The sequence below is a fragment of the Bradyrhizobium sp. Crot121 genome (genome assembly GCF_059512385.1).
Map to the genome: position 1 here is coordinate 1 of NZ_JCAMOR010000026.1, position 24,769 is coordinate 24,769.

Below are 24,769 nucleotides of genomic sequence, written 5' to 3' on the forward strand. Positions count from 1 at the left end.
GGTCCGTGAAAGGCCAGCATGCGCATGTTCCAGGCTTGGCATGCGAGCCGATCTGCGTCCTTGCGCGCCTTGGCCGCCTGCTCGGCAGCGGAGCGCACGGATGCGCCGTAGATGCTCTCGCGTGCTTGGTGCCCATGACATGAAAAATGCGCTGTGGGGTTCGCTGCGGCAAGCCGCTAGGGCTCGCGGCTGGCAGCATCACAAGCAACTAACGAGGTGTGCTCCGGCGATGGCCGTGAACGAAGTCCGAACGGGGGTTTGCCAACTCGGAGGCTGGAATTGTCGACCGTCAGCGCCGCGAACGGACCGAGAATAAGCTAAGTTGTTGATGATGTTTCGATTTGTGGTGAGCGCGGAGGGACTCGAACCCTCGACCCCATGATTAAAAGTTAGGGGTGTGCACACAAGCCAACTATTTCCAAACATGCATTTTCTGAGCAGGTCGCCAGAAAGCACAGCGATATCAGGCTTTTCTCGGCTTTCCCTGCGTTGCCGTACCTTTCCTTGCGTTTTCTCTCCGGTGTGTGCATAGAGTGTGCATGGTGACCACGTAACGAATCTGTGTGCACGGGGCAGATCATGCAAGCCAAGATAACCAAGACGAATGTTGACCGGCTGACGAAGGGGCAAATCCTCGCAGACAAAGAGGTGAGGGGGTTCGTTGCCCGCAAGCTCGACAGCGGCGCCGTGACGTTCGGGTATCGGTACCGGGACAAGATGACCGGCAAGCAGCGCTGGCTGGGCTTGGGGCTGCACGGGAGTATCACGGCCGAGCAGGCGCGCACCCTGGCCAAGAAGGCCGCAGGCGAGGTCGCCGATAAGCGCGATCCGGTCGCCGAGCAGGAAGATGCAAGGGCGGAAGCCAAAAAGGCAGTGCAGGCCGCAATTAACACGGTCGATGCTGTGCTGGATGCATTCGAAAAGGACCACGTCGACGGCCTGCGCAGCGGCGATCAGGTGAAGCAGGCATTCACGAACCACGTTCGCCCGCGGATTGGGGAAAGGTCGATTTACGACCTCAAGCGGAGCGACATCACCAGCATGCTCAACGCGGTGAAGGAAGAGGCCGGCCCGGTGATGGCCGACAGGGTGTTGGCCCATGTCCGCAAGGCGTTCAATTGGCAGATGACGCAGGACAACGAATTTAATTCCCCGATCGTGCGTGGCATGGCCAAGACCAAGCCGAAGGACAGGGCGCGGAAGCGCACCTTATCCGACGACGAGATCCGCGACATCTGGAAGGCGCTGGACGAGTGGGAGGGGCCGGCCTGCTATCCCCGGTTCGTAAAGTCGCTGCTGGTCGCCATGACCCGTCGCAATGAGTCCGCCAGATTGCACACCGAGGAATTGGAGGGCGACCTGTGGACGATACCTGCGAGCCGGTACAAAAATAAGCGGGATCACGTCATCCCGATTACGCCCACAATGCGCGCCCTGATCGATTGGAAACCCGCCGGCAGGCGCAATTCATGGTTTGTGTTCTCGACCACTGACGGCGAAAAGGCGTTCAGCGGGTTCAGCAAGGCCAAGAAGGAACTGAATAAGCTCATTGCCAAGATCAGGAAAGCCGAACGCCGGCCGGCCATGAAGCAGTGGCAGTTGCACGACCTGCGCCGCACCGGACGAAGCCTGATGAGCCGCGCCAAGGTCGACGCCGACCACGCCGAGCGTTGCATGGGGCATGTTATCGGCGGTGTGCGCGAGACCTATGACAGATACGAATATCTGGACGAGAAGCGCGCGGCGTTCGAGGCGCTGGCCGGCATGCTGGAGATGATCCTAAAGCCACCAGGCCAGACGAGCGCGGCGGAACTGGATGGCGGTAAGTCCGTCGACTCGCTTTGAGGAGAGTCGGCTAGCAAATTTTGCCTGCAGGGATCGCCGATTTACGCATTTGAGGCGCAAATATAAAAAATAAAAATGACGGGATCTTCCTTGTCGATTTTCGAGTATCTGGCCTATCTCCCTCCATCACCGCGACAATCGCGGAAACTGGAGGACGGGGAATGCATCTGAAAGTCTCTGAGGCGGCCGAACACCTTCGGTTGTCCCAATCAACTCTAAACAAGCTGCGCTGCCACGGCGGTGGTCCCACCTATTTCAAGCTGGGGCGTACGATCGTCTATTCACGGGCTGACCTTGATGCCTGGATGTTGTCTCGGCGTCGGGCTTCCACCGCTGTTGCGGCCAATGACAACACCGACAAGCAGGAGGCTGCGCGATGGAAACGGATAACAATGTGCCGAAACGGCACCTTATTAGCCGTTTGAGCAAGATGCAGAAGGACATCCTGGCTCACCTAGCCGCGGCACCGCAGCCTACCCCATCTCCACGTGGAGACGGCATGCTTATTGGTCACCTGTCGCGAACGGGCGACATCATCGACGCGCTCGGTCGAGAGAGAACGCCATCGAACTACGCCGCAGTATCGAAGGCCCTAGACCGGCTTAACAAGCGCGGACTGATTAATGCCCATCGCGCGCAATGTTGCTTGGTCGGCAAGGGCTATCGTTACGCCGTAAATCCAGATGCGCATGTGTTTGTGCAAGCCGCCTAGACTACCAGCACGATCGGCCCTTTCTGCCGAGTGCACACTGAAACCTCGTAAGAGGAACCACCCTTGAAAATCCTCGACATCAGACCGTCGCCTCCAGGCGAACGGAAGACACTTGCGCGGTTCGATCTTGAACTGACGCCCGAACTGCGAATGTACGACCTACGGCTTGTCCAGACTGAAAGCGGTCGTCGCCTTACGTACTCGCAGAATGCCGGCGGGAAGCGCACGGCAACCTTCGTCGGCACCTTGGCCGATGAAGTTACACAACTCGCAAGCAATGCATTGATGGGGGCTTGAACGCCAATGACCGCGCTCGCCGCAGCTAAGATTACCGACAATACCGATCCGATCCGCACGCACTGCGAAATGCTCCACGGCCTGGCCGAAGGCGTCGACGGCATTTTCGTTGTGTCTGTGTTTAACGCAAATCTTCCCAACGACAAGGGCACTATAACCCACCACAGGGTGGGTGACGTCGAATCCATGGTCGACGCTATAGCCGCTCATAGCGGCACGCCTGGCGCAAACCCCTACGTCGGCACGCACTTGATGAAACGCAGCCTTCCTCGGGGCAAGCGCGGCGGAAGAGAAGACATTCTGGCCGTGCTCGGTCTGCCGGCCGATATGGACAACGACACGGGTAAAGCCGGCGAACTGCCGCTTGAGCCCAGCTACATCGTAGAGACCTCTCCGGGCAACCAGCAACCAGTTTGGCTTTTCGATCAGCCCTTGACCGCGACCGAGGCCGCGCCGCTAGCTGCTGCTTTGCAGCGCGCGACAGGCTCGGATCATGGCACCAAAGATGTCGACCACGTCTGGCGCATCCCAGGGACGCTGAACTGGCCGAACGCCGCAAAACTCAAGCGTGGCCGACCCGCCGAGCCTGCGTCAGTGCGCTACCTGCAGGAATGGGATGGCGAACTGATCAAAGTGGACGACCTTCGCAAGGCGCTGGCGCCTTGGGCTTCATCACCCGCGACCGAGGCGAAGCCCATCGAGATTGGCGAACTACCCGATATTGCCGGAATCGTGGCGTCGGAAAAGCTGGCGGCGATGCTTGCCGCCAACGATGTTGGCAACCGTTCTGACTATGCGGCAGCGGTCGTCGAGCAGATGGCCTTCGACGGTCACAGTGCTGAGGCCTCCTGCGCGCTCTTCATGTCGGCGTCAGGCAATTGGTTTGCGCGCTATAGCTCCGAAGAACGCGCCCGCAAGGACTTTGCGCGTCTCTGGGGCAAGTACGGTGCGAGACACGCGGAGATGCATCGAACTGGAGCAGCGCTTGCGTCGTCACTGACGGCAGCCAATGACAATGTGCCTCCGGTAGATCTTTGGCAGCGTCGTGCACACCCGCCGCTCCCTGTGGGATTGCTGCCCCCTGTAATTGAGGAGTTCGCTCTGGCCCAGGGCGAACTAATGGGTGTCGATCCCGGTGGCCTCGCAGCTGCGGCGCTGGCGGTCTGTGCAGCCGCGATTCCCGACTCCATCAAGCTGAAAGTTAAGCGCCACGATCCACACTGGACGGAGTCCGCTCGGATTTGGGTTGCTCCAATAGGGGACCCATCAACGAAGAAGAGTCCTATGATATCAGCCGCAGCGGCGCCGCTGAAGCGGCTCGATCGCGACTTGTTCCGTGCCCATGAGGAAGCGAAAAGAAAGTACGAAGCCTTGCCGCCAGCCGAAAGAAAGGACGCGGCTCCTCCAAGGCATGCCCGACTCCGGCTTGAGGACACAACGATTGAGGCGGCTCAGGAGGTCCTCAAGGACAGCCCTGATGGTGTTCTGTGCCTGCAGGACGAGCTGTCTGGTTGGTTTGGATCAATGGACAAATACAGTTCCGGCCGAGGCGCGGCGAAGGATCGAGGGTTTTGGTTGCAGGCATATAATGGAGGGCCATACACGGTGAACCGCATCGGGCGCGGCGCCGTGCTGATTGAAAATCTGTCTGTCTCGCTCTTGGGCGGAATTCAGCCCGAGCCGATCCGCGCCCTAGCTGCCGAGGCACATGATGACGGTTTGCTGCAGAGGCTATTTCCCATCGTCCTCGGCGCCGCTGGCGCTGGCGCAGACAAGCCCATGCCAGATGCCGCCGCCGCGTATGACGCGATGGTGGCCCGCCTGACGCGCTTACGCAGGCCCACCGGAGACGGTACGCTTAGCAGTTACGTTGAGGTGCCGTTGCAGTTCGACGATGCCGCGCAGGATCTGCGTAGCTCGCTAGCGCAGAAATACTTCGAAATGCAGTGCGCCTGGGAGGCGGTGAATAAGAAACTTGCTTCGCACCTCGGGAAATATGATGGCTTGTTCGCCCGTCTTTGCATCGTGTTTCACTGCATTGAGAGCGAGGGCGCTCGACCCGCATCTGTAATCAAAGAAGACACTGCCAAACGGGCCGCGGCCTTCCTGGAGAAATTCCTCTTTCCGCACGCCGTTGCGTTCTATGTCGACATCCTCGGTCTCTCGGATCGGCATGACATGGTGCTAGCCGCGGCTGGATTTATTCTGGCGCACAAGCTGAATACCATTTCGGTGCGAGACGTTAGGCGCGGTGACCGCATAATGCGTGGAATGGACGTAGAGCGGGCACAGGCTGTTCTCGAGCAGCTAGACGCCTTTGGCTGGCTGGAACCGATGCAGACGGGCCGACGCGACTCCATGACGTGGCAGGTGCTGCCATCGGTCCACAAGCTGTTCGCTGACCGGGCCGAGGCCGAAAAGGCACGCCGTGAAGAGGTTCGCCGGATTATCTCCGGATCATTGCAGAACGAATAGCAACTGGCCGCAACTGGCCCTTGCGCGCGCGTCACATAGAGCAGATTCCGCCCCTTTCTATCTTCAAGGGACATTTCCAATCTTATTGACTCGCGCGCGCAAGGGACTCTCGCGGCCACTTCACAAAAGGAACGATCATGATTGATATCGACACGATTGAGGATGCCGATGAGTGCGACGGGGAGTCGTTGCACGCTTACGGTCGCGACCAAACAACTGGGCAATGGCAGTGGCAATGGGTGCCTGTCGAGGTGCTGATGGAAGCGGGTCGGAGCGACCTGGTGCCATGGCTGCAGACGTAGGGCACGGGGCCATGCAAAAGCGTACGGCATACCCGTCGACGACGGGCCGCATCGAGTAACGATGCTTTTCCATGACAAAAAAACCAATCGGGGTGGGGCCATTCCGAAGTTGCCAGCCCACCCCGTGCCTACCGGTGCTGGCCCTCGAACAAGCGCGATTGGTGCCCCGGTTCAACTAGTTGCGACCTATCTGCAACCACACGACGACCTATCAACCACTTCATTTCAAAGGATCTAGATCATTGACTCACGTTGTTCCCAAACATCTATCAACGCCCACGCGGCGCTGGATTAAGCAAATTCTTGGGGATTTTGACCTCGAAAGCTTTCATTTTCGCCTGCTGGTGAAGGCTGGTGAGGCCTGGGATCGAAGCGAACAGGCGCGCGAGCAGCTTGCGTCTGACGGCATCACCGTGCCCGACCGTTACGGCGTCTTGAAGGCGCATCCGGCCATTGCCATCGAGCGCGATAGTCGGCTGGCCTTCGCCAGGTTGCTCCGAGAGCTTGCGTTGGACGCCGCAGCGCCAGATAGCCGCCCGCCCCGGACGGCTGACTATGGGAGCCGCCGCTGATGCCGGTTCGCAAGCGGAAGGACAGGCGCAAGCAGGCTGCTGGTCTCGATGAATGGGAGACCGCCTTGGAGGCGGGCTTCGATTTATTCGGCGATCTCGCGGACGCTGGCGTTCAGACCGACGCCTATGGCCGCCCCGATCCTGAGGATGCGCGCCAGGCGTGGCAAAGGTTCGGGATGGAGATCATGCAACGTCCTCGTCACCCACTACTTGGACCTCCATGGGGACTCACCGAGTTCGGGGAACCGTGATGCCCGCAAGATTAAAGCGAGATAAGCGGCGCCGTTCAGCGCACATAACCCCCGAGGCGGTCCAGTTGTTCCGGCAAGGCCACGACATGCTGCGCGGGCCACATGACCCGTACGAACTCCGCGATCTAAAGGTTGCGCTTGCCGCAGCGCTCGGCCGTTCGAAGTTTGCTGCCAGCCCACTAGAACACGAGCCACGGTCGTTAATCGGTGGTGACCGCGAGGCGATGGAGGTCGTCTTAGAGCTGCAGGCGCAGCTGTTGGCGGCGATAGGCGAGGCGCGGATGCCATAAGGTGCCGGGGCCATCCGAACTGGCCGCGAAACGATCGCGGAAAACCAGCCCGGAACTCACCGGTAATTTTTTTGATATCGCCTGATTATCGAAATCAAAAAGGCCCTTGAAAATAGGGATCGGCGGCGAAAGCCGTACTAGCCAGATAGAGCCGCATAAGTGGCCAGCACACGTCACGTCACGAGGACCAACAATGCATCACGACAACGACAATTCGCCGCGCAAAACCATCGCGGCCATTCCGCTCGCCATTCGCCTATACCGCCAGAAGCGACCTGATGACCTAGCGCGCCTCGTCCGCTACGGCACCGTAGTCACAGTGCCGTCCTGGCTGAGTGCGGAGGGCGGCATGCCGGAGGCCGGCAAGCCACTGGCCGACCGCGTAGTGGAGTTACGCCCGAGTCCGGACGAATTGATGATGATAGCCGCGCGAGACGCCATCGAGGCCCGGACCACGATTGGGCCGATTACGCGCGCGGAACACACTGCCGCCGTGAAGCGTAACGTGCGGTGTGACTCTAAGGGCGTAATCACCGAATGGCGCGCCAGCAACGGCCGGTGGATGCCGGTTGCGGAGTTATTTCGGCAGCCAAAGGGCAAGCGGCGAAAGAGTGAGTCTGAGCGCCAGGATGATAACGAGCGGCACCTTGCTATCCCGGCGACGGGCGCATTCCCGGCGCGGTCAGGCTATGTGGAGCGGAACAGCGAAGGCGAAGATTACCGGCGTCAACGCGCCGCCCGCTGGGCGGAGACCTTGTGCGCCTGCAACGATAACCGGCGCCAAGAGATTGACCGCATGGGCTTGGGCGGCCGGCACACATTTGATGAGGCATGGGTTAATGCTGGTTTGCCGCCAGCATGTCGGATTCCCCGCTACACGACCGTGATCGCCCATGGAGCGGAATTCCTGGCATATCGCGTTCACTCTAACCCGCGCGCGATGCAGGGTGGAGTGGAGGGCGGCCACGACCTCGTCGAGCGGCAAATCGTCGAGACGATCGACGCGCCGCGTATCGATTCCACCTTGGGCGAGCACGGCAAGGTGTTGGACCTGAGCATTGCCGGCAAGACGGCGCGCGAGATTGCCCGCGATCTTGGCTGGGGCGATACGAAGCAGGCAGAGCGCAACGCTGTGGCCGCACAAGATAGAGCATTGCATGCACTGGCGAGCCTGGAAGAAAAGCTAGCCGCCTGACGTCCCTGGTATGGGGTGTTGGGCCGTATTTACTTGTAGGGATGCGCTGATCCCGACGTGACGAGCGACTTGAGAACGGGCTTCGGCCCGCTCTCTTTTTTCGGCAGCCTGCGGCTTCGGCCCGCTCTCTTTTATCATCTCAAAAAATCTGGATTTTCAAATTGAACAAGCGTTCCGCTGTTCGAGTCGTTGCGACGCGCTCGGGCTTGGCGTCAGTCGCACAGGCGGCCTGGTTCAGGCCGTGAGCGAGGCCGGTCTTTTGCCCTTCTATGCCGGCAAACACATTCGGCACCTATCACACCGCGAACTCGGCCGCGTGCTGTTGGCCGCGCTCACCGATCACGGTCCGGTTCACGAGGCGGGCAATCGCGTTCGCACCTTCGAGGCGCTGGAGGGTAGCGGAATCCAATTCGGGGATTTTTGTGAGAGCTTGATCTCCAGCCAAATCAATCCGGTGGGCATCCTCAGCGTCGCGATACAAAGCGCACCCGAGCCAGCCTGCACGGTCAGCACTTCGGCGACGCGACTGACATTCGGAGAGCCGGCAGGCGACACCGCGAGCGGGCGGGTTATTTCGGGTGACGTGTTGCGGGCAATCATCGAGGATTTTTCCGCATGAGTTGGGGAAAATTAGCGCGATGGAATGCCGAAAAAGCGTTTGGCTTTGTTGAGTTTGACTATCCTCCGGGGGAGGATGTCTTCTGCCACGCCGCCGTACTGCAGCGGGCCGGCATAGAACCAAGGGTTGGGACGCACCTCGAATTCGAGGTCGAGGAAAAAAACGGCAAGCCACGCGTCCGATGGGCGAAGCGGCTAAAGACCTGGAAAGACCCCGTCGAGACCGAAGATACCGCCGACCAGATGGTAAAACTGACGGGATCCATTGCGCATCTTAACGAAGAGAAGGGATTTTTGTTCGTCTCGCGCGATGACCAGCCTGGCGTGCGCGTCTATTGCAAATACAGCGTTTTGCGCCGCGCTGGCGTGCCTGCAGAAGTCGGGCAGCGCGTTGTTTTTGAAATCGGCGAGCGTGGCGGTCGGCCGTGCGTCGTCGCAATCGAAGTAGCCCCCAGACTGACCTAGCGCTGACCTATCGGTCATCGTCTTCCACCCACCAACCACCACTGCGCCACATGCGGCGCACCTAGGAGTAATTACAATTGGCCAAGGTTAAATCAGAACCACTATCCCAGATTGAGCGCGTTAGAGCCGTTCATCAAAAATATGCGGCACTGCTAGAAAAACAGCGTGAGCTTCTAGAGCGACAGGCCGCCGCACAAGCGGAAGCGAAACCGCTCAACGAACAAGAGCGGCGCACGATGCTGTCATGGATCACGCAATCGCCAAAACACAAACCGAAACCGGTTGTCCGGCATGAGGGCGCTGTTGCGTTGGTTGGCGAATTGTTGAGCCCGCAAGCACCGGAGGAGATTGATCCGCCGCCGCCCCGTCCTTCGTGGACCGGAGAGCAGCGACACCGCGAACTTGGTGCTGAACTCGAGTCGATTGCTGCTGCAATTGAATTGCTTCGACCGGAGATCACAAAGGCCCGCCGCGAGTACTCCAAACTGGTCTGGGCTCAGCGGGGTGGAGACTACAAGGCACTTGCTGAGAGAATCGCGGATGCAGCGCAGCGCCTCGGCGGTGCGTTGATGGAGCATCATGAATTCATCGACCGCTGCAGAAACGACGGCGTTGATTGGCGCTATCATAAGCCGGTCGACGTGAAGCCGCTCGGCAACATCGATGAGCCGCACAATCCATTGCGAGCGCTGATCGAAAGTTGCCGCGAGCAACAGGGCGTCGGTTCGCTGCCCGCGTGGCGGCTGCCGGCGAATATCGATTTAATTTCCTAAGGATTGAGTAATGACCAAAAAAGCTAAAGCAAAGACAGTGAACGAAACGCGCGCAGAGATGCGCGGCATGCTCAAGAAACTGGACGAGGTGTGTCGCGCCGATGTGCGCAAACACGCCGAAAAGAAGAAGCCAGCCAGCCGCAGCGCGCGCCTTCGGCAGGCAGAGAAAGAAGTGAAGGCCGCGAAGCCGCGTGACGCAAGGTTGGTTTGGAAAGAAATGGATCGGTAGCGTCGCGTCGGTGTTCCTTTCGGCCGGCGTGACAAGGTGGACACCGTAGGGGAACGCGGTGTCCACCACCAACATACTGAGATTTTAGAAATGAAATTTGGAACTTTACAGCGCATCGTCGCAGACGATGGCATTGGCAGGCTATGGCTTGTCGACCGTGATGGCGGCGCATTCAGCGTGTCGATGAAAATCCTACGCGATGCAGGCGTCGTGCACCCGTCAGTTGGCGACGCATTTGAATTCTTGGCTGCGAGGGACGGCTCGGCCGTGCAGCTACGAAAGGTTGCCGCGTGATTCCGGTTCCGAACTACGAAGCGGAATTCGCCGTTCACGACGGCTCCGGACGCAAGGCTTGGCGTCCGTGCACCGTTGTTGGTGTTTCAGTGGGCGAGGCGTTTAACCACCAGTTCGTGGTGATCATCCGGGGTCCAACCGAATATGTCGACACTGTTGACGAAGTTCGGCGGCGGCTACCGTCAGCCGAGCCGATCGGTTGACCGGGGAGGGGTGTTGCCACGGCCACCCTTAGAAACTGTCGCAACTTGCGACGGTTTGGCTAGGCCATGTACGCGCAGCGATGAGCGCATCTATTCCACCAACAAGGAATCCTATGACAAAACACAGCAAAGATGTGCCTGATGGCGCACGCCCACAGTCGCTTTCATTCCGCGAAGCAAAAGCGCGCCTTAAGGCCATGATCGCTGAAGCGAAAGAAAACGACGAAAGTCGCAAACGATATTTCGGTTTCTTCCAGACTAGTGATGGGGATCTATAAAGTTGACCGCAATCAATTCTTACTCCACCGGCACCGTCTCCGTCGCCAATGGCGACACGGTTATCGTCGGCAGCAGCACGATCTGGTCTGCAGCCAATGCGCGCGCAGGCGACGTCATTATCGTCGACGATTTGCCAGCCGTTGAAATCAAGGACGTGAGCGACACGACGCACCTCACGCTATGGTCGCCGTGGACTGGCGGCGCCAAGAGCGGTGTCAACTACAAGATCATCCAAAAATCGCCGCTGCGATTTGCCGGAGCCGATGCGATGGCGTCGGTCTCAAAGATGGTCGCCGCCCTCAACACTGACGGCTTCTATGTGTTCGTTGCGCCCGACCTGACCGAGCCGGATCCTTCGCTTGGTGAAGAGGACCAATTTGCGTTGCAGGTCAGCACCGGAAAACTGTGGCTCAAGACCGGCGGCGTGTGGGTGTTTCAGGGAGTCTATAAGGGCTTCAGCATAAAGGGGCCGTGGAGCGCGGCGACGGCCTATCAGGTCGGCGACGTCGTTTCTCTTGCTGGCACGTCGTATGTTGCGCTGCTGGCTAATACGAACCAGACGCCGCCGAATGCGACCTATTGGGATGTGTTGGCAGCGAAGGGCGACAAGGGAGACACCGGCGACACTGGCCCAGGCTATGGGGGCACGTCGGCGACGTCGAACGCGATTGGCACGGGTTCGAAGACTCTCGCAATAGGCACTGGTTACGCCTATCAACTCGGCGATTACGTGCGAGCCAAAAGCGCAGCCAATGGCGCGAACTTCATGGAGGGGTTCGTTCTCGCCTACACAGGTGGAAGTATTACCATCGGTGTCATCAAGACCGGCGGTTCTGGTACAATTTCAGACTGGAATGTTTCACTAGCTGGTGCGCCTGGAACTGGCGACCTGCTTTCGACGAACAATCTATCGGACCTGGCCAACAAAGCGACAGCACGTCTAAATCTTGCTCTCGCGGTTTATGTCGCCGATCGATCCGCATTGAAGGCACTAGACACCACAAAAGACACGGTGGCTTATCTGACCGAGCCCGGCCGTCAAGGTTTGTTCGTTTGGCGCTCTGGTGATTATTCGGGGCAGGTAACCAACGACCCGAATGAGGGCGTTTACATCAAGGCTACTGCGGTTGTCGCGACCTCTGGCGCATGGGTGCGCGACGGCGCGTGGCAAACTGATGGCGTAGATCCTCGCTGGTTCGGCGCGAAGTTCGATTGGAACGGCACGACCGGGACTGATGACAGTGCGGCAATTCAGGCGTGGGTTAATTTTCTGGTTGCCTCTGGCGCACCGGGGGCTGTGCCGGGGCTCACATCTCGCATCAATGCCACGGTTAATATTACCGCTCCAGTGTACTTCGCCGGCAATCCGCTGAAATCCGAGTTTCGCATCACCAATAATGGTGCTGGATTCAACATTACATCGCAGACCGTCACGCTGAAAGGCTTCCGGGTTACTGGCGACGATGATGCAGCCAAGACGGCTCAGGATGGCATCAAGATTAATGGCGTCAATCTTGTTGAGATGGACGGCATCACGTTCACCAACTGCTATAACAGCATCAATGCTAATGGCGTTGCCTTCTGGATGAACTTTAAAAGGGTGCGCTGGTTCGACTGCATCAACGCGCACATGGTCGCAACGGCTCCCGTAGTCGGGCCTGGATTTACTGTAACCGTCGATAACTGCGAAATGATACCGTCTAAGGGGAACTACGGATTTCTTTGGACTGGAGCCGGGTCCGCGCAGTTTAACCTTATGTTGGCGAGTCCAGCTAATCTGGCCTTCAACACATTGCGCATCATTTCGATTGCGTCTCAGGCTGGCGAATTCCGCTTCACGAATAGCGTATTCGAAGGGTCCGCTCAATCGTGCGTGTCGATCGAGGGAGACGTCAACAACAAGATCAACAACGTCTTCTTCACGTCATGCTACTTCAACCAGAATAACGCCAGCGGCGGCGCTATCAACGTAGCGTTTGCGAACAGGCTGCATCTCACGGACTGCTACCTCGGTGGTTTCGGGTACGGCGTGAACGTTTTGTCAACTGGTGGCCTTACCAACTCAACGATCAAGGGTGGCTTTGCCATCTGCGTGAAGGCCGCCGTCAATGCTGGTTCTGGATCTACGATTTCCGGGCTTGACGTGATGTCATTGGATGCCAGCGCTTGCGGTGGAAGTCTGATTGACCTTTCCGCAGCCTTGACGGCACTTAACATCACGGTTAGTTCGCCAAACCCCGGACCGAACACCAGCCCGGTATTGATGCCATCCGGGCAAGGGGGAAATTGCCGCGTCATTGGCAATCTTGGCGGTAAGAACAAGTACCATCAGTCCGGGAACTTCTCCATCGCCCTTAACGGCTCCACCAGCCTTGTTGTCATCCCGCATAGCCTTGTGACAACGCCAGGCTATTTCAATGCGCAGAACAGTTCATTTCTGGGCGGCACGGCTGCTATACGTGAGGTAACTGCGACATCCTCCGTTGTGAACGTGCAACTAACTGCCGCGCCGGCGGCTGGAACATATACGTTTTGCTGGGAGGCGAGGGTTTAAGCGTGCAGCCTGAAAATTCCTCTCGTCCTGTCCTCTCGGCAATAGTCGTTGTCAAGCAGTGGATCGCAGTGAAGGCCGTATGTGTCGGCAAGGCTGGTGATGGCAACAGCGTTAGGCAGGAGGAAATTGCTGATGCCGGCTAAGCCGACAGTGCTCTTTCCTTGTGGAGCGGACGTTGGGAATAGATCGCTTGCCGCCTCCCATATCGGGGCTTGGGACTCAATGTTGGTGAGGTGGCTTTCAAGGAAGATCGAACCGCCTGAAGAGAGCAGGCTTTTCAGAAGGCTCATACAGGAAAATACGTTCTCGACGTGATAGATCACGCCAAAGAAAATGATTACGTCGAACTTCTTTCCGAAGTCGTATGTTCTGAAATCAGCCGTTACGATCTCTATCGGAACGGACCACTGACCGGACAGATACTTAAGATTCTCGGGCCATGTGCCCCAGTTCGCGTCAATCGCTGTGACGTTCGCCCCGCGTTTTGCAGCCGCAACGCTAAAAAATCCGTCATTGGCTCCGATGTCTAGAACATTCGCGCCGTTGAGATTTACGCGATCGAGCTGCGCCGCGTCCCACATCTTGAATTGACGGTCAATGTCTTGATGTGTGCCCTTAATTCTCTGTCCTGATGGAAGCGGGGCGCTGTGCCACCACATCTTTCCGTTCGGGCTTGACAATAAGTCTGTATGTCTGCGGTCGAAAAAATCGTTCTTGTCGCCCCTGCCAACGAGGCTTTTCACCATGCTCGATGCTATTGACCGCACGACTTGCCTCCCATTCCAACCTCCAATTCCGGTCGAAGATATCCGCCACAACCATCCCGAGCAAGCGCAAGAAGTGGCACTAAAGCCACAGTTGCCGGCTTTTCCCGCCCTCAATGCCCGCTACCGGGTAACGCGTGCGGCCGAGACGTAGGATTTTCGGGCTGGGGTGCGGCTTCATCCACCAGCGAGGTACCGGATAGCTGCGAACGCGCCGACCGCCACGAAGGCGGTCACGGAGAGTGAAAATAGGAGTCGCATGGAAAAAGCTTTCAATCTGTTTCCGGGCCGCGCCCCGGCGATCAATCGCAATGCCGCGTCCGTCGCGGATCTGAAGGAATCTAGTGTGCCTGCCGCTTGGCCTTGATCGTTTTCTGCTGCCGGTGAGCCTTGAATTGAGCCAGTATCCGTTGAGGGTCCAGTTTTTCCGCTTGCCTAATTTGCTCCCTCAACCACTCCAACTCAGCAAGCTGTTCGCGTAGATCGGCCGACTGCTGCAAAAACGCACGTGTTAGCTTGGAAGTCCGGTCACTGTGCCGCATTTCTGAAATCCCCCCACTAGCAATAAACCGGCATTCTAGACGGTGGGCTGGGTCGGCCGGAGGTAGAGTGAAACCGCTCGCGAGGGGCACGCGCCGGGCGTTAAAAAATCAGCGCCCGCCAATCCATGCCCGCCTTTTCGCAAGCCTCGCGAATAGAAGGAAGTGCGCTCAATATCCCGACCGATGTATCTGGGCAGCGATGACATCGGGTTCGGCCGGCCGGTTCGTGTATCCGAAGGTCGGAGTGGCTTGAGGTAATGGAGCGCCTTCAGGCGCCTCGATAAGGCTTCGGTTTTAGATTCTTGTGCTCGGGCGATGAGGCGCCGGAAAGATACGCATGCCAACCACAGTCATGACAAACAAGGACGTTGCACCTGCCCGGGTTCCAGATCTGTGGCTGCAAGATAGACTTGAATGCGCCCAGATAGCAGCTTGGACAAAGGTAATGCTTTGGATCTCCGTTCTCCACGCCTTCTTTGAGCGAGTAGGCCGTAACTCCGGGAGCGATCTCGCAAAGTTGGTATCGCTCCTTATCTGCGTCCCATGCTTTAAGACGAGCCACTTCTGCTTCCAACGAGCTTACCGTCTTTAGAAGCTCCGATTGAGCCGACAATCCGTCGAGTATTTCTCTCTGAAGTTCAATAATGGCTCGATCTCGGACCGTCGTCTCATGCATGTTGGCGAGTGCCCGCGTCATATCGAACGCGGTCTTCAATGAACTCAGACCTGCGATTGTTTCTGCTACCACCATCGCGCCCCTCCCGCTGGTTGATGAAATGATCTTTGGTATCACAGGGCGAGTGAGTCAAGCCGCCGCCGTGCTTGCTACGAAAACTGTCATTGATCTCTCTTGAGCTTTCTCTTGCCCCAGTGGTGATCCTTGCGCGCTGGATTGAACTGTCGGACGTGGCCGCGGTTCAAAGCCCGCATGACCTTAGGCGATGGTCGGCACTCCATACGAAAACGGCGGGAGTCCGTCAGGACGATACCGCACGAGATTGGCCAGGTTTCTTTCAACAAACGGATCGCCGGTCTTCGCAAGAATCCAATTCTTCGCTCCATCTATTATAGTCTGGCAGAATCTCAGCACGTCTAAGTGAAGTATCCTTCCAGCAAGGCGCAGATCCATCGCGCTCATCCCACCGAACGATACGTCGTCGGTAACGGTCATAATTACATCATGTGCTTTGATTGGCGATTCCGGCCCGAGGAAGATCACTCGGTTGAATTTTGATTTGGGGTGTCCGAAGTGTCCCTGATGCAATACGCCACCGCGTAGCCGAGCTAGATCCGCACCCTCTAGGCTCGCAAATCTTAGGTTTGCGTCACACCAAGCGGTGTATTTGTCAACGGTGCCCCATATCGGTTTGTCGGGATCGCACTCCAAGCAGGCGCAAACGTCTGGCACCGACAGTGCGACCGCGATTGCAACATAGTAGAGTTTTGCATCAAGCGCTCGTTCGATCTCATGCAAAATGGCTGCTAACTCGGGACGCAACTGATCCACTCTCCATGATCCATCTCTCGCGAGGACGAGCCAGCCAAATACGGATTGCTTGACGTCAACGCCGCCGTCGTCTCCGCTCACCACCAATCCCCCCAGCCGCTGAATGGCTCCGTCTGAAGGTAGCTAGAGACCCGCGTGAACGAAAGCGCCCTTTTGGAGGGGCGCCGCCGTTCATGGCTCGTTCGGCCATTGTGATGCACCTCCCACCCTCACGTGGAGCGGGAGAGACGAGCGTCAACGCTTCGCGAGCCGCACCCCGGGCCCACCTTCGACCAACTGGCCGTCGCCCAAAAAGATGATGCCGTCCTCGCTAAGCGCCGCTTCTATGGCTCTTAATGTCGACGCCTTCGGGTCGGCGTTTCCGCGTTCAATGTTATTGAGGCCCGTGGTGGATATGCCTGCTCTTTCGGCTAGCTTGGATTGCGTTTTGCCGAGGAGGGCGCGGCCGGCGCGAATTTGTTCTGCTGTGATCATGTGGAAAACATAGCGTCTGATTGAATTTTTTTCAACTGCGCTTGATCTCCGTTCGAATCGTGGTAAATTCAAGTTCAGTTGAGGAATTTTCAAGCGGAGCAAACAATGCCCAACGTCTCGACCCAATTCGACGCCGCCTGCCTGACCACCAACGGCGCAACTACGCGCGAACTTATTGCAATCCATGACATCGCCCGCGCGCTGGCCGATGTGCTGACTGGGCTGGCCCAGGCCCCCCGCTGTAGCGGACCAGCCGCCGCATGGACGGCCAGCGTGCTGGATGGCCTCTACGATGCACAGAACGCGACTGCCGCTGCGCTGCTGACACGCACAGATGAAGGGCCTATGCGCGCGGTTGCGCTGGCACGAAGCCTAGAATGGGCTATGGAGCGCGAGGACTCGGAGGCGCTGCTTAGGGTGGTTCAGGATGTCGCCTCCCGGCCGGGGGCGGCGGCTTAGGCTTGCGGCGCAGCCCGCCTCACTCGCTGGGGCGGGCCGTTTCTTTGCGGTGTGCATAGAGTGTGCACGACCGGATTTTGAGCTTGATTTTGGATGCTTGAATTTCGGGCTAAGTGCTTGATTTTGCTTGGTGAGCGCGGAGGGACTCGAACCCTCGACCCCATGATTAAAAGTCACGTGCTCTACCGCCTGAGCTACGCGCTCACTTCCTGGAGGTAACGACGTTCTAAACCGTCACCCCGTTCCAGCTCTTGTCTGACCATGATCCCCGGAAACCGACTCCCGCCTTTCCGGATCATGCTCCAGCCCGCGCTGTGTAGGGGGCGGGGGCCGACGGGTCAATAGCGCAGAGGGCGGCAAATGCGTGGTCGTGCGGGCCCGGGATTGCCCTGAGATAGCTGGCGGTTAGTCCCGCTTCATCAAGCCCGGCCGCGAAATCAATCCACGGCCGGATAGCGCCTCAGTTGGCGTCGCGGCGGATTTCGGAGGCGGCCTGCTGGGAAGGAGCGGCGATCGTGGGCATGGCGACCGGGCGCAGACCGATCAGTTCCGCGGTACGGATGGCGCTGTTGCGCCAGAACGAGAACGAGTTGATGCGCGAATTCTCCAGGATCGCGATCGCGACCGCTGCGAGGAAAGGCAGGCTCTGCAGCACCAGCACGCCGGCGAAGATGTAGATCTCGCGGACCTGCTTGAAGCCGTTGGTGGCGATGAGGACCGCGGCGCCGACCAAGAGGAGGACGCCGATCACCGCTTCCCAGAACGCCTGGAATTCGATCGACATCCGCGAAAGGCCGCCCTTGGAGGTGCGGGCGAACGCCAGGTGCTCGGTGATCAGTCCCTGCGCCACGGCGCGCGACACCGTCCATTGCACGCTCATCGCCGCGATCATGGCGCCCAGCATCTGGCCGGCCTTCACCTTTACCCGCATCCGGTACAGCGCCACGAAATGCACGAGCGAGACGACGAAGGAGGCGATGATCGGCAACGTCAGGATCTTGTCGGGGATGGCGATGTCGGCAAAGGCGACGATCGGCACCCAGATCAGGTTGAGGATCGCGACCAAGACGCCGAGGCTCTCGGCGCCCAGCCAGTTCAGCCAGCCCAGCGAAAATTCCCGGCGCTGGTTGGACGAGAGCCGGCTCGCACCGGGCAGGAAGCGCCGCCAGTGCTTTTTCACGATCTGGAAGCCGCCATAGGCCCAGCGGTGTCGCTGCTTCTTGAAGGCCTCGTAGGTGTCGGGCAGCAGGCCTTCGCCGTAGCGCTGGTTGGTGTAATGCGTCAGCCAGCCGCGCTCGATGATGGCAAGCCCGAGATCGGTATCCTCGCAGATGGTGTCGCTGGACCAGCCGCCGGCCATGTCCATCGCGGCGCGGCGGATCAGGCACATCGTGCCATGCACGATGATGGCGTTGTGTTCGTTGCGCTGGACCATGCCGATGTCGAAGAAGCCGGCATATTCGCCGTTCATGATGTAGTGCATCAGCGAGCGGTCGCCGTCGCGATGCTCCTGCGGCGCCTGCACCAGGCCGACCCGCGGGTCGGCGAAGACGGGCACGAGGTCCTTCAGCCAGTCCGGATGCACGACATAGTCGGCATCGATGATGCCGATGATCTCAGCGTCCGCCGCGGTGCGGTCCATGGCGATGCGCAAGGCGCCGGCCTTGAAGCCCTGGACCTTCTCGGCATTGATGAATTTGAAGCGCTCGCCGAGCGCGCGGCAATGATCCTGGATCGGCTGCCAGAACGCGGGATCTGGCGTGTTGTTGATGATGCAGACGCATTCGAAATTGGGGTAGTCGAGCCGCGACACAGCATCGAGCGTCTGCTTCAGCATCTCCACCGGCTCGTAATAAGCCGGGATGTGGATTGAAACCTTGGGGAAGGTGACCTGCTCGCCGATCGTGGCGGGCGCCACCGCTGCGCTCTTCTGGATCAGGCGCCGGGGACCGCGGCCGAAGGCGACATCGGCGATCTCCTCGATCCGCGCCATCGCGATCAGGATCAGCGGGACGAGAAGGATCAGGCCGAGCGTCATCGCGAATGCCGAGCCGAACACGAAATAGTGCCCGGCCCAATAGGCGAAGACGGTCGCGACCCATGCGCCGACGCCGTTGGCGGCAGCCGAGAGTATTAGAGCCTGCATCACCGTCGGGCGTCCCAGGCGCAGGATCGGCAGCGACACCAGGATGCCGACGAGGAGGGCGATTACCGCGAGCTTCCAGTAGTTCTCGTTCACGATCGGCCCGGTCCAGGCGAATTTCGGCTCGCGGGACGCATTCAGGATGCCCCAGTACGGGCCGACGCCGCCTTCGAAGAATTTCCAGGGCTGATCGATCGCCTCGACGATGTTGTAGTCCATGCCGATGGCTTCGGCGCGGGTGACGAAATTGCGCAGCACCGAGGCCTGCTCGAACGGGCCGGGCTCCGCATTCCGGAGATTGTAGCCCGCACTCGGCCAGCCGAATTCGGCGATCACGATGCGCTTGCCCGGGAACTGGTCGCGCAAGAGCTGGAACATGGCGACCGCCTGGTCGACGGCCTGTTGGGCGGTGAAGTTCTCCCAGTAGGGCAGGACGTGGGCGGCGATGAAATCGACGGAATTGGCGAGCTGCGGATTGTCACGCCAGATGTTCCAGATTTCGCCTGTGGTGACGGGGACATTGACCGATTTCTTGACGCGCTTGATCATCTCGATCAGGTCGTCGATCTTCTGCTCGCCGCGGTAGATCACTTCGTTTCCGACGACGACGCCGATCACGTTGCTGTTGCGCCGGGCGAGGTTAATCGCGGCGTCGATCTCGCGCTCGTTGCGCTCGGAATTCTTGTCGATCCAGGCGCCGACCATGACCTTCAGGCCGAATTCGGCGGCGATCGGCGGAACCAGTTCAACGCCGCCCGTCGACGAGTACAGGCGGATCGCGCGCGTCATCGTCGACAGCTTCTTCAGGTCGGCGCGAATCTTTTCGGCTTGCGGGATATTGTCGACGTCGGGATGTGCGCTGCCATCGAACGGCGCATAGGAGACGCTCGGCAGCATGCCGCGGAAGTCAGGAGCCTGCTGCTTTTCCTGCAGAAGGCCCCAGAGCGCGGCATGCACGGCGGTGACAAGCAACAGAACGGCGGCGACAGCGCGCATCGCGGCTAAACCATACGGGGCTGCTATGAAAGGAGAAAGCGAACCCGTCCCCTAGGTTCGACCGACATGGCGGTAAACTGCAAGATAATCCTGCCACGCGATTCCACAACTGATATGACCGCATGGCGTTTTGAGGGCGCCACGCAGCTCAAATGACGGAAGTCGCGTTCGTTCCAAAGTCGAAGGCGGTTATTTCGCGGCCGGCGACGGCGAGGCCGTCGGCGCTGGAGAAGGTGAGGCGGCAGGTGCCGGCGCAGCGTTGCCAGCCGTGGCGGGCGGCGCTTGCGGGTTGGGCGCTGCCGCAGCGGCTGCGGCCGCCGGAGGCTGGGCGCCGGGGTTGATCCAGCAAGCGTGGATGCGGCCATCGAGGCTGCGCGGCACCTTGTCGTCGATCGTGGCGCCAAACCGGGTCAGGCAGCGGAAGGTCGCCTGCACATGGCCGCCGGGGCAGCCGAAACGATCGTAAAGGTCAAGGTGGCGGAAGGCGGTGTCGAGGTCATCAAGCCACATCAGCCGCACCACGCGCCGGCCGAGCCAGACGCATTCCGGGTTTCCGGCGGGGCCGTTGATCGCCTGCGTGGCCTCGACGAATTCGTCGGTCTTGCGCTGATTGTCCTTGGTGACGTCGGACGGAGCGTTTCCCTGCTTCGACTGCTCCTGCGGATTCGGCGTGCCGCTTTGGGAGAAAGCGGCACCGGTACCGATCAGAAGCGCGAGGCCGGCAGTGGCGAAATGGCGCAAGACCGCGATTTTGAACTGAAGCACCCGTCCACCCATACCTTCCCCGATCGATTTCCCGCCCAACAAATCATCTCGAACGGCCATGGCGTAATGCCGTCCAAATAGGTCTCCAGTGCGGCGGAGACGCTGGCGGAATCCCATGACCGGTATTTCAGATTTTGTCCAGCAAAGTCACAACTTTATCGCAACAGCGCAAAACTGTCGCAGGACAACCTTGCTATTGCCCGACTCGTGCTCTTGGCAGACGGTGCATGACCGGCTAATCGACGGTCCCCCGGAGGATGGAACCGATTTCTCTTCGTACGCCACTGGCGCTTCTCCTGATATCGCTGGGTTTGATTGCGGCCGTGTGGTGGTGGCTCGCCACGCCGATTACGCTTGCGCGCGCGCCGATCGACCCCAATGCAAAGCTGCAATGCGTCTCCTATGCGCCGTTCCGCGATACGCAGACGCCGCTGATCCCCACCACGCATATTTCGGCCGACCAGATCGCCCAGGATCTGGCTGATCTCGCCAAGGTCACCGAGTGTGTGCGCACCTATTCGATCGAGAACGGGCTCGACCAGGTGCCGGGCCTCGCGGCGAAGGTCGGGCTGAAAGTCATCCAGGGCATCTGGCTCGGCAGCGACCGGATCAAGAACCAGACCCAGATCGCGGTCGCGGTCGGGCTCGCCAAGCAATATCCGGGTGTGATCACGGCGCTGGTCGTCGGTAACGAAGTGCTGCTGCGCGGGGAGATGACGACCGCGGATCTCGCCGCCTATGTCCGCGCGGTGAAGGCCCAGGTCCAGGTGCCCGTGACCTACGCCGACGTCTGGGAATTCTGGCTGCGCAACCGCGAGGTCTATGACGCCGTCGATTTCGTCACCATTCATATCCTGCCTTACTGGGAAGACATGCCGGTGCGGGCGAAATTCGCCGCCGCCCATGTCGATGCCATCCGTAAGCGCATGGCGGTGGCATTCCCGAACAAGGAGATCCTGATCGGCGAGACGGGCTGGCCGAGCATGGGCAGGATGCGCGAGGGGGCGCTGCCATCGCGCACCAACCAGGCGCGGATCGTCTCGGAAATCCTCGATCTCGCCAAGCGCGAGGGTTTCCGCGTCAACCTGATCGAGGCCTATGACCAGCCCTGGAAGCGCCAGCTCGAGGGTACGGTCGGCGGCTATTGGGGCCTGTTCGACTCCGTCAATCGCGTGGTGAAGTACCCGCCCGGAGTCGCCATCAGCAATTACCCGCTTTGGAAATGGTACATGGGCGCTGGCCTTGGGCTGGGCTTCGTCACCTTCCTCGTGGCCTGGCTGGCGGTCCGGCGGCGGCCATGGGCGCCGCGGATCATGTCCTGGATCGCGGTTGGCGTCTCCGCAACCAGCGCCGGGATCCTGCTCGGGGTTGCCATCGACAAGATGATCTATGAGAGCTACGGGACCGGCGGCTGGGTGCAATGGGGGACGCTGCTTGCGGCAGCCATCCTCGCGCCGATCCTGTCGGCTCACGCGCTGATGGAGGGCAAGTCGCTGCCGACCTTCCTCGAACTGCTCGGACCGCGCCAGTACCGGCACGGCACCTTGCTCACAGCGCTGCTCGGCCTGTCGCTGATCGTGACGACCGTGATCGGGGCAGAAACCGCACTCGGCTTCACCTTCGACCCGCGCTACAAGGACTTTCCGTTCGCCTCGCTCACCATGGCGGTGGTGCCGTTTGCGCTGCTGATGCTGCTCAACCGGCCGCAGGAAGGGGTAAGGCCGATCGCGGAGGCCGTGTTCGCCGGCCTTCTGCTGGTTGCGGCCGGCTATACCTTCCTCAACGAGGGTACCGACAACTGGCAGTCGGTCTGGACCTGCGCGATGTATGTGTTGCTGGCGCTTACGCTGTGGCGGGCGCGGGTCGCGCAAAGCCCAAAATGAGCAGGCCGATCGCGATCCCCGACAGCGCGACATTGTAGAGCACGATCCCGAACCCCGCCGCGATCAGCCCGCCGGTCATCAGGACGATCGACGGCCGCAGCACGTGCAGTGTCGCGATCACGAGCGCGACGATGCCGAACACCGAGTTCCGGAACAGGGTCGTCGCCAGCGCGCGCACCTTGCAGTTCATGGTCTGCAGGCCCGCATCGCAGGCGAGCGCGACAGTTGAGAATTCGATCACGAGATAGCGCACGTAAAGTGCGTAACCGACGGTGAGGAAACCGACGATCAGCAGGAACTGCACCTGATAGGGCGTAAGGCGAAACGGGGTCTTTGTCATCGCGCGAATATGGTCGGGAAAGGGGACGAGGACAAGCCGCTTCGGGCGGTATGAAAGCGAGTGAAAATGTCGCCGCAACGTCTTGCGGTCACGCCATTATTGCTCCTTGCGACCGAACATTGAGGTGATCGCCGAGACTGCGGAAGGCGGCTCCGGCTTCTTCGGCGGCTCCTCGACCACCACTGGAGCTGCCGCTCGTTTCGGTGCCGCGTGCCGGCGTGGTGCGGGCTTGTTGGGAGTCGTCGCCGTCGGCTCCGGCTCGTCCTTGAGCGTCAGGCGCTGGCCGTCGAAAACAGCGGTCTCGCAAGGGCGGCCGTTCTCGGCGAGCACCGCGCAGATTTTCGCCGCGGCCCCGGCGTCGCGCAGCGGGCCGGCAACCAGGCGAAGCTGCATGCCGAGCCCGTTGGCGCCTTCCTTGATGACGATGATCGGGCGCAGGTTGAACAGTGGAGCGTTCGAGCGCGATTTCAACAGGCCTCGCCACAACGCGCGCAGCCCCGGCACCGTATTGGCGGTGCCGAGATCGACCCCGAATTCGGTATGCTGCACCTCGGCTTTCGGCGCGCCGGCGTCCTCTTTCGCTTTCTCCGCGTCACCAGCGGCAGGTGCCGCGGCGACCACCTCGGGCATGGGGCTGGCGGTGACCGTAGCAGCGGGCATGGCCGACTCGACTTGCTTGCTCGCGGCAGGAACGGGCGGTCCGATTATCGACGCCGCGCCGACGAGCGGCATCGCGGGGAGCGACGCTGCCGCGGCATCGGCCGCGTCCGGATTGCTGGCTGGCACGGGGGCGGCGGGTGCCGTGTTGGCAGCAACGACCGGCGGTTTCTCCACGGGCGGCTTCTCGCTCGCAGCGGCCAGTGGCTTGTCCGAAGCCAGCACCGGGGGCTTTTCGGCGGCTGGTTTCTCGGGCGCGGTTGGAGCGGGTGTCGTTGCCGCGACTGGGGCCACGACCGGAGCCGGGGCATGATGCGCTGCCGGCTCCTGCACCCACGCGGGATATGGCGAGGGGGCGGACTGTGGTGCAGCCGCCGTGCTCTGCTTCGCGATCGTGCCGGTAACCGAATCCAGTCCTTGCTCCAGCACGGTGACGCGGGTGTAGAGCCGGTCGCGGTCCGAATTGAGCGTCTCGATCGCGGACGCAAGCCGCCGCGCCTCGTTCTGGTTCTCCTTGGCGAGCATCTGGATCTGCTGCGCCTGCCGCGCCACCTCCGCGGCGGCACCCTGGTCGCGCCGCCACCCGAGCGAGGACTGGTTGGCGAGGACCGCGAGCGTGACGGCGCCGACCGCGGCAAAACCCCAGGAGCCGAGCCGCCACAGCGTGCGGCGGTCGAATTCGTCTTCCTCGGCAAGCAGGCCTGTAAACAAACCGCCGGTGCTTTCCGCGCCGAGATCGCCTGCCAGATTGTCAGGATCTTTGGCCAAAACCCCTTTGGCCCTCCTCAAGGCCCGCCGAATCACGCCGCAAAGATTAACAGGAAATGCGCGGGGAACCTGATCCGTAGCCAACCCGGAAGGCGAATAGGTTTCCTCGCCCGGGGA

At 60.1% G+C, this 24,769-nt stretch carries 26 protein-coding genes and 1 tRNA gene; 18 read left to right on the forward strand and 9 right to left on the reverse strand.

Features of this window, described 5'->3' with window-relative positions:
• Window positions 1–561: 561 nt before the first annotated feature.
• From AC5ZGW_RS22370 to AC5ZGW_RS22445, 16 genes are all read left to right on the forward strand, one after another.
• Window positions 562–1,845 (forward strand): tyrosine-type recombinase/integrase, encoded by a 1,284-nt coding sequence (locus tag AC5ZGW_RS22370; protein WP_245474994.1) that lies wholly within the window; start codon window positions 562–564, stop codon window positions 1,843–1,845.
• 161 nt (window positions 1,846–2,006) lie between these two features.
• Entirely contained in the window at window positions 2,007–2,270 is a 264-nt protein-coding gene (locus tag AC5ZGW_RS22375) for a helix-turn-helix transcriptional regulator (protein WP_130229039.1), read from the forward strand.
• Window positions 2,222–2,557 carry a winged helix DNA-binding protein gene (locus tag AC5ZGW_RS22380; protein WP_130229040.1) on the forward strand — a complete coding sequence of 112 codons (336 nt, stop codon included), beginning with the start codon at window positions 2,222–2,224 and terminating at the stop codon, window positions 2,555–2,557. The genes AC5ZGW_RS22375 and AC5ZGW_RS22380 overlap by 49 nt, the downstream gene beginning before the upstream one ends.
• Window positions 2,558–2,620: 63 nt before the next feature.
• The gene (locus AC5ZGW_RS22385; protein WP_130229041.1) at window positions 2,621–2,854 is read left to right on the forward strand and encodes a hypothetical protein; all 234 of its coding nucleotides are present in this window, start codon (window positions 2,621–2,623) and stop codon (window positions 2,852–2,854) included.
• A gap of 6 nt (window positions 2,855–2,860) precedes the next feature.
• Window positions 2,861–5,329 (forward strand): DUF3987 domain-containing protein, encoded by a 2,469-nt coding sequence (locus AC5ZGW_RS22390; RefSeq protein WP_130229042.1) that lies wholly within the window; start codon window positions 2,861–2,863, stop codon window positions 5,327–5,329.
• Between the two features lie 137 nt (window positions 5,330–5,466).
• Window positions 5,467–5,631 carry a hypothetical protein gene (locus AC5ZGW_RS22395; protein ID WP_165435489.1) on the forward strand — a complete coding sequence of 55 codons (165 nt, stop codon included), beginning with the start codon at window positions 5,467–5,469 and terminating at the stop codon, window positions 5,629–5,631.
• Window positions 5,632–5,810: 179 nt separating this feature from the next.
• Window positions 5,811–6,203 carry a P27 family phage terminase small subunit gene (locus tag AC5ZGW_RS22400; RefSeq protein WP_245474995.1) on the forward strand — a complete coding sequence of 131 codons (393 nt, stop codon included), beginning with the start codon at window positions 5,811–5,813 and terminating at the stop codon, window positions 6,201–6,203.
• On the forward strand, window positions 6,203–6,454 hold the full coding sequence (locus AC5ZGW_RS22405) for a hypothetical protein (RefSeq protein ID WP_130229043.1): 252 nt from the start codon (window positions 6,203–6,205) through the stop codon (window positions 6,452–6,454). The genes AC5ZGW_RS22400 and AC5ZGW_RS22405 overlap by 1 nt, the downstream gene beginning before the upstream one ends.
• Window positions 6,455–6,937: 483 nt before the next feature.
• Window positions 6,938–7,939: a hypothetical protein gene (locus AC5ZGW_RS22410; RefSeq protein WP_130229044.1), complete on the forward strand. Its 1,002-nt coding sequence runs from the start codon at window positions 6,938–6,940 to the stop codon at window positions 7,937–7,939.
• Between the two features lie 241 nt (window positions 7,940–8,180).
• On the forward strand, window positions 8,181–8,558 hold the full coding sequence (locus tag AC5ZGW_RS22415; RefSeq protein ID WP_130229045.1) for a hypothetical protein: 378 nt from the start codon (window positions 8,181–8,183) through the stop codon (window positions 8,556–8,558).
• Window positions 8,555–9,022, forward strand: a complete 468-nt coding sequence (locus AC5ZGW_RS22420) for a cold-shock protein (protein ID WP_130229046.1) — start codon at window positions 8,555–8,557, stop codon at window positions 9,020–9,022. The genes AC5ZGW_RS22415 and AC5ZGW_RS22420 overlap by 4 nt, the downstream gene beginning before the upstream one ends.
• Window positions 9,023–9,099: 77 nt before the next feature.
• Window positions 9,100–9,795 carry a hypothetical protein gene (locus AC5ZGW_RS22425; protein ID WP_130229047.1) on the forward strand — a complete coding sequence of 232 codons (696 nt, stop codon included), beginning with the start codon at window positions 9,100–9,102 and terminating at the stop codon, window positions 9,793–9,795.
• Between the two features lie 10 nt (window positions 9,796–9,805).
• Window positions 9,806–10,024, forward strand: coding sequence for a hypothetical protein (locus AC5ZGW_RS22430; protein WP_130229048.1), 219 nt, complete (start codon window positions 9,806–9,808; stop codon window positions 10,022–10,024).
• Window positions 10,025–10,114: 90 nt separating this feature from the next.
• Window positions 10,115–10,318 (forward strand): hypothetical protein, encoded by a 204-nt coding sequence (locus AC5ZGW_RS22435; protein ID WP_130229049.1) that lies wholly within the window; start codon window positions 10,115–10,117, stop codon window positions 10,316–10,318.
• Between the two features lie 316 nt (window positions 10,319–10,634).
• Entirely contained in the window at window positions 10,635–10,799 is a 165-nt protein-coding gene (locus tag AC5ZGW_RS22440) for a hypothetical protein (protein WP_165435490.1), read from the forward strand.
• Window positions 10,800–10,801: 2 nt separating this feature from the next.
• Window positions 10,802–13,354 carry a hypothetical protein gene (locus tag AC5ZGW_RS22445; protein ID WP_130229050.1) on the forward strand — a complete coding sequence of 851 codons (2,553 nt, stop codon included), beginning with the start codon at window positions 10,802–10,804 and terminating at the stop codon, window positions 13,352–13,354.
• On the opposite strand, the gene AC5ZGW_RS22450 is transcribed toward AC5ZGW_RS22445, so the two are convergent.
• The 4 genes from AC5ZGW_RS22450 to AC5ZGW_RS22465 all read right to left on the reverse strand — a co-directional run bounded on the left by AC5ZGW_RS22450 (window position 13,351) and on the right by AC5ZGW_RS22465 (window position 16,641).
• Complete coding sequence (locus AC5ZGW_RS22450) at window positions 13,351–14,100, reverse strand: class I SAM-dependent methyltransferase (protein WP_130229051.1); 750 nt, start codon at window positions 14,098–14,100, stop codon at window positions 13,351–13,353. The two genes, AC5ZGW_RS22445 and AC5ZGW_RS22450, sit on opposite strands and share 4 nt — an antisense overlap.
• A gap of 828 nt (window positions 14,101–14,928) precedes the next feature.
• A complete protein-coding gene (locus tag AC5ZGW_RS22455) occupies window positions 14,929–15,411 on the reverse strand; it encodes a hypothetical protein (protein WP_130229052.1) in 483 nt (160 codons plus the stop codon).
• Between the two features lie 183 nt (window positions 15,412–15,594).
• Complete coding sequence (locus tag AC5ZGW_RS22460) at window positions 15,595–16,167, reverse strand: hypothetical protein (RefSeq protein WP_130229053.1); 573 nt, start codon at window positions 16,165–16,167, stop codon at window positions 15,595–15,597.
• Between the two features lie 234 nt (window positions 16,168–16,401).
• Window positions 16,402–16,641, reverse strand: coding sequence for a helix-turn-helix domain-containing protein (locus AC5ZGW_RS22465; protein ID WP_130229054.1), 240 nt, complete (start codon window positions 16,639–16,641; stop codon window positions 16,402–16,404).
• Window positions 16,642–16,746: 105 nt separating this feature from the next.
• On the opposite strand from AC5ZGW_RS22465, the gene AC5ZGW_RS22470 reads away from it, so the two are divergent.
• Complete coding sequence (locus AC5ZGW_RS22470) at window positions 16,747–17,100, forward strand: hypothetical protein (RefSeq protein WP_130229055.1); 354 nt, start codon at window positions 16,747–16,749, stop codon at window positions 17,098–17,100.
• Between the two features lie 128 nt (window positions 17,101–17,228).
• Here AC5ZGW_RS22470 and AC5ZGW_RS22475 read toward each other — a convergent pair.
• The 3 genes from AC5ZGW_RS22475 to AC5ZGW_RS22485 all read right to left on the reverse strand — a co-directional run bounded on the left by AC5ZGW_RS22475 (window position 17,229) and on the right by AC5ZGW_RS22485 (window position 21,016).
• Window positions 17,229–17,304, reverse strand: a tRNA-Lys gene (locus AC5ZGW_RS22475).
• Between the two features lie 256 nt (window positions 17,305–17,560).
• Window positions 17,561–20,239, reverse strand: coding sequence for a glycosyltransferase (locus tag AC5ZGW_RS22480; protein ID WP_130229056.1), 2,679 nt, complete (start codon window positions 20,237–20,239; stop codon window positions 17,561–17,563).
• Window positions 20,240–20,428: 189 nt separating this feature from the next.
• On the reverse strand, window positions 20,429–21,016 hold the full coding sequence (locus tag AC5ZGW_RS22485) for a hypothetical protein (protein WP_028165526.1): 588 nt from the start codon (window positions 21,014–21,016) through the stop codon (window positions 20,429–20,431).
• 245 nt (window positions 21,017–21,261) lie between these two features.
• On the opposite strand from AC5ZGW_RS22485, the gene AC5ZGW_RS22490 reads away from it, so the two are divergent.
• Complete coding sequence (locus AC5ZGW_RS22490; RefSeq protein ID WP_130230677.1) at window positions 21,262–22,887, forward strand: glycoside hydrolase family 17 protein; 1,626 nt, start codon at window positions 21,262–21,264, stop codon at window positions 22,885–22,887.
• Here AC5ZGW_RS22490 and AC5ZGW_RS22495 read toward each other — a convergent pair.
• Window positions 22,847–23,227 (reverse strand): hypothetical protein, encoded by a 381-nt coding sequence (locus AC5ZGW_RS22495; RefSeq protein ID WP_028165524.1) that lies wholly within the window; start codon window positions 23,225–23,227, stop codon window positions 22,847–22,849. The two genes, AC5ZGW_RS22490 and AC5ZGW_RS22495, sit on opposite strands and share 41 nt — an antisense overlap.
• 96 nt (window positions 23,228–23,323) lie before the next feature.
• The gene (locus AC5ZGW_RS22500) at window positions 23,324–24,652 is read right to left on the reverse strand and encodes a hypothetical protein (protein ID WP_463327422.1); all 1,329 of its coding nucleotides are present in this window, start codon (window positions 24,650–24,652) and stop codon (window positions 23,324–23,326) included.
• Window positions 24,653–24,769: the final 117 nt, after the last annotated feature.

What these genes read in the sequence shown, in the direction of transcription:
- AC5ZGW_RS22375 (WP_130229039.1), top strand. Translation starts at nt 2,007, where the DNA reads ATGCATCTGAAAGTCTCTGAGGCGGCCGAACACCTTCGGTTGTCCCAA.
- AC5ZGW_RS22380 (WP_130229040.1), top strand. Translation starts at nt 2,222, where the DNA reads ATGGAAACGGATAACAATGTGCCGAAACGGCACCTTATTAGCCGTTTG.
- AC5ZGW_RS22390 (WP_130229042.1), top strand. Translation starts at nt 2,861, where the DNA reads ATGACCGCGCTCGCCGCAGCTAAGATTACCGACAATACCGATCCGATC.
- AC5ZGW_RS22395 (WP_165435489.1), top strand. Translation starts at nt 5,467, where the DNA reads ATGATTGATATCGACACGATTGAGGATGCCGATGAGTGCGACGGGGAG.
- AC5ZGW_RS22405 (WP_130229043.1), top strand. Translation starts at nt 6,203, where the DNA reads ATGCCGGTTCGCAAGCGGAAGGACAGGCGCAAGCAGGCTGCTGGTCTC.
- AC5ZGW_RS22410 (WP_130229044.1), top strand. Translation starts at nt 6,938, where the DNA reads ATGCATCACGACAACGACAATTCGCCGCGCAAAACCATCGCGGCCATT.
- AC5ZGW_RS22420 (WP_130229046.1), top strand. Translation starts at nt 8,555, where the DNA reads ATGAGTTGGGGAAAATTAGCGCGATGGAATGCCGAAAAAGCGTTTGGC.
- AC5ZGW_RS22430 (WP_130229048.1), top strand. Translation starts at nt 9,806, where the DNA reads ATGACCAAAAAAGCTAAAGCAAAGACAGTGAACGAAACGCGCGCAGAG.
- AC5ZGW_RS22435 (WP_130229049.1), top strand. Translation starts at nt 10,115, where the DNA reads ATGAAATTTGGAACTTTACAGCGCATCGTCGCAGACGATGGCATTGGC.
- AC5ZGW_RS22440 (WP_165435490.1), top strand. Translation starts at nt 10,635, where the DNA reads ATGACAAAACACAGCAAAGATGTGCCTGATGGCGCACGCCCACAGTCG.
- AC5ZGW_RS22450 (WP_130229051.1), bottom strand. Translation starts at nt 14,100, where the DNA reads ATGGTGAAAAGCCTCGTTGGCAGGGGCGACAAGAACGATTTTTTCGAC.
- AC5ZGW_RS22455 (WP_130229052.1), bottom strand. Translation starts at nt 15,411, where the DNA reads ATGGTGGTAGCAGAAACAATCGCAGGTCTGAGTTCATTGAAGACCGCG.
- AC5ZGW_RS22465 (WP_130229054.1), bottom strand. Translation starts at nt 16,641, where the DNA reads ATGATCACAGCAGAACAAATTCGCGCCGGCCGCGCCCTCCTCGGCAAA.
- AC5ZGW_RS22470 (WP_130229055.1), top strand. Translation starts at nt 16,747, where the DNA reads ATGCCCAACGTCTCGACCCAATTCGACGCCGCCTGCCTGACCACCAAC.
- AC5ZGW_RS22480 (WP_130229056.1), bottom strand. Translation starts at nt 20,239, where the DNA reads ATGCGCGCTGTCGCCGCCGTTCTGTTGCTTGTCACCGCCGTGCATGCC.
- AC5ZGW_RS22485 (WP_028165526.1), bottom strand. Translation starts at nt 21,016, where the DNA reads ATGGGTGGACGGGTGCTTCAGTTCAAAATCGCGGTCTTGCGCCATTTC.
- AC5ZGW_RS22490 (WP_130230677.1), top strand. Translation starts at nt 21,262, where the DNA reads ATGGAACCGATTTCTCTTCGTACGCCACTGGCGCTTCTCCTGATATCG.
- AC5ZGW_RS22495 (WP_028165524.1), bottom strand. Translation starts at nt 23,227, where the DNA reads ATGACAAAGACCCCGTTTCGCCTTACGCCCTATCAGGTGCAGTTCCTG.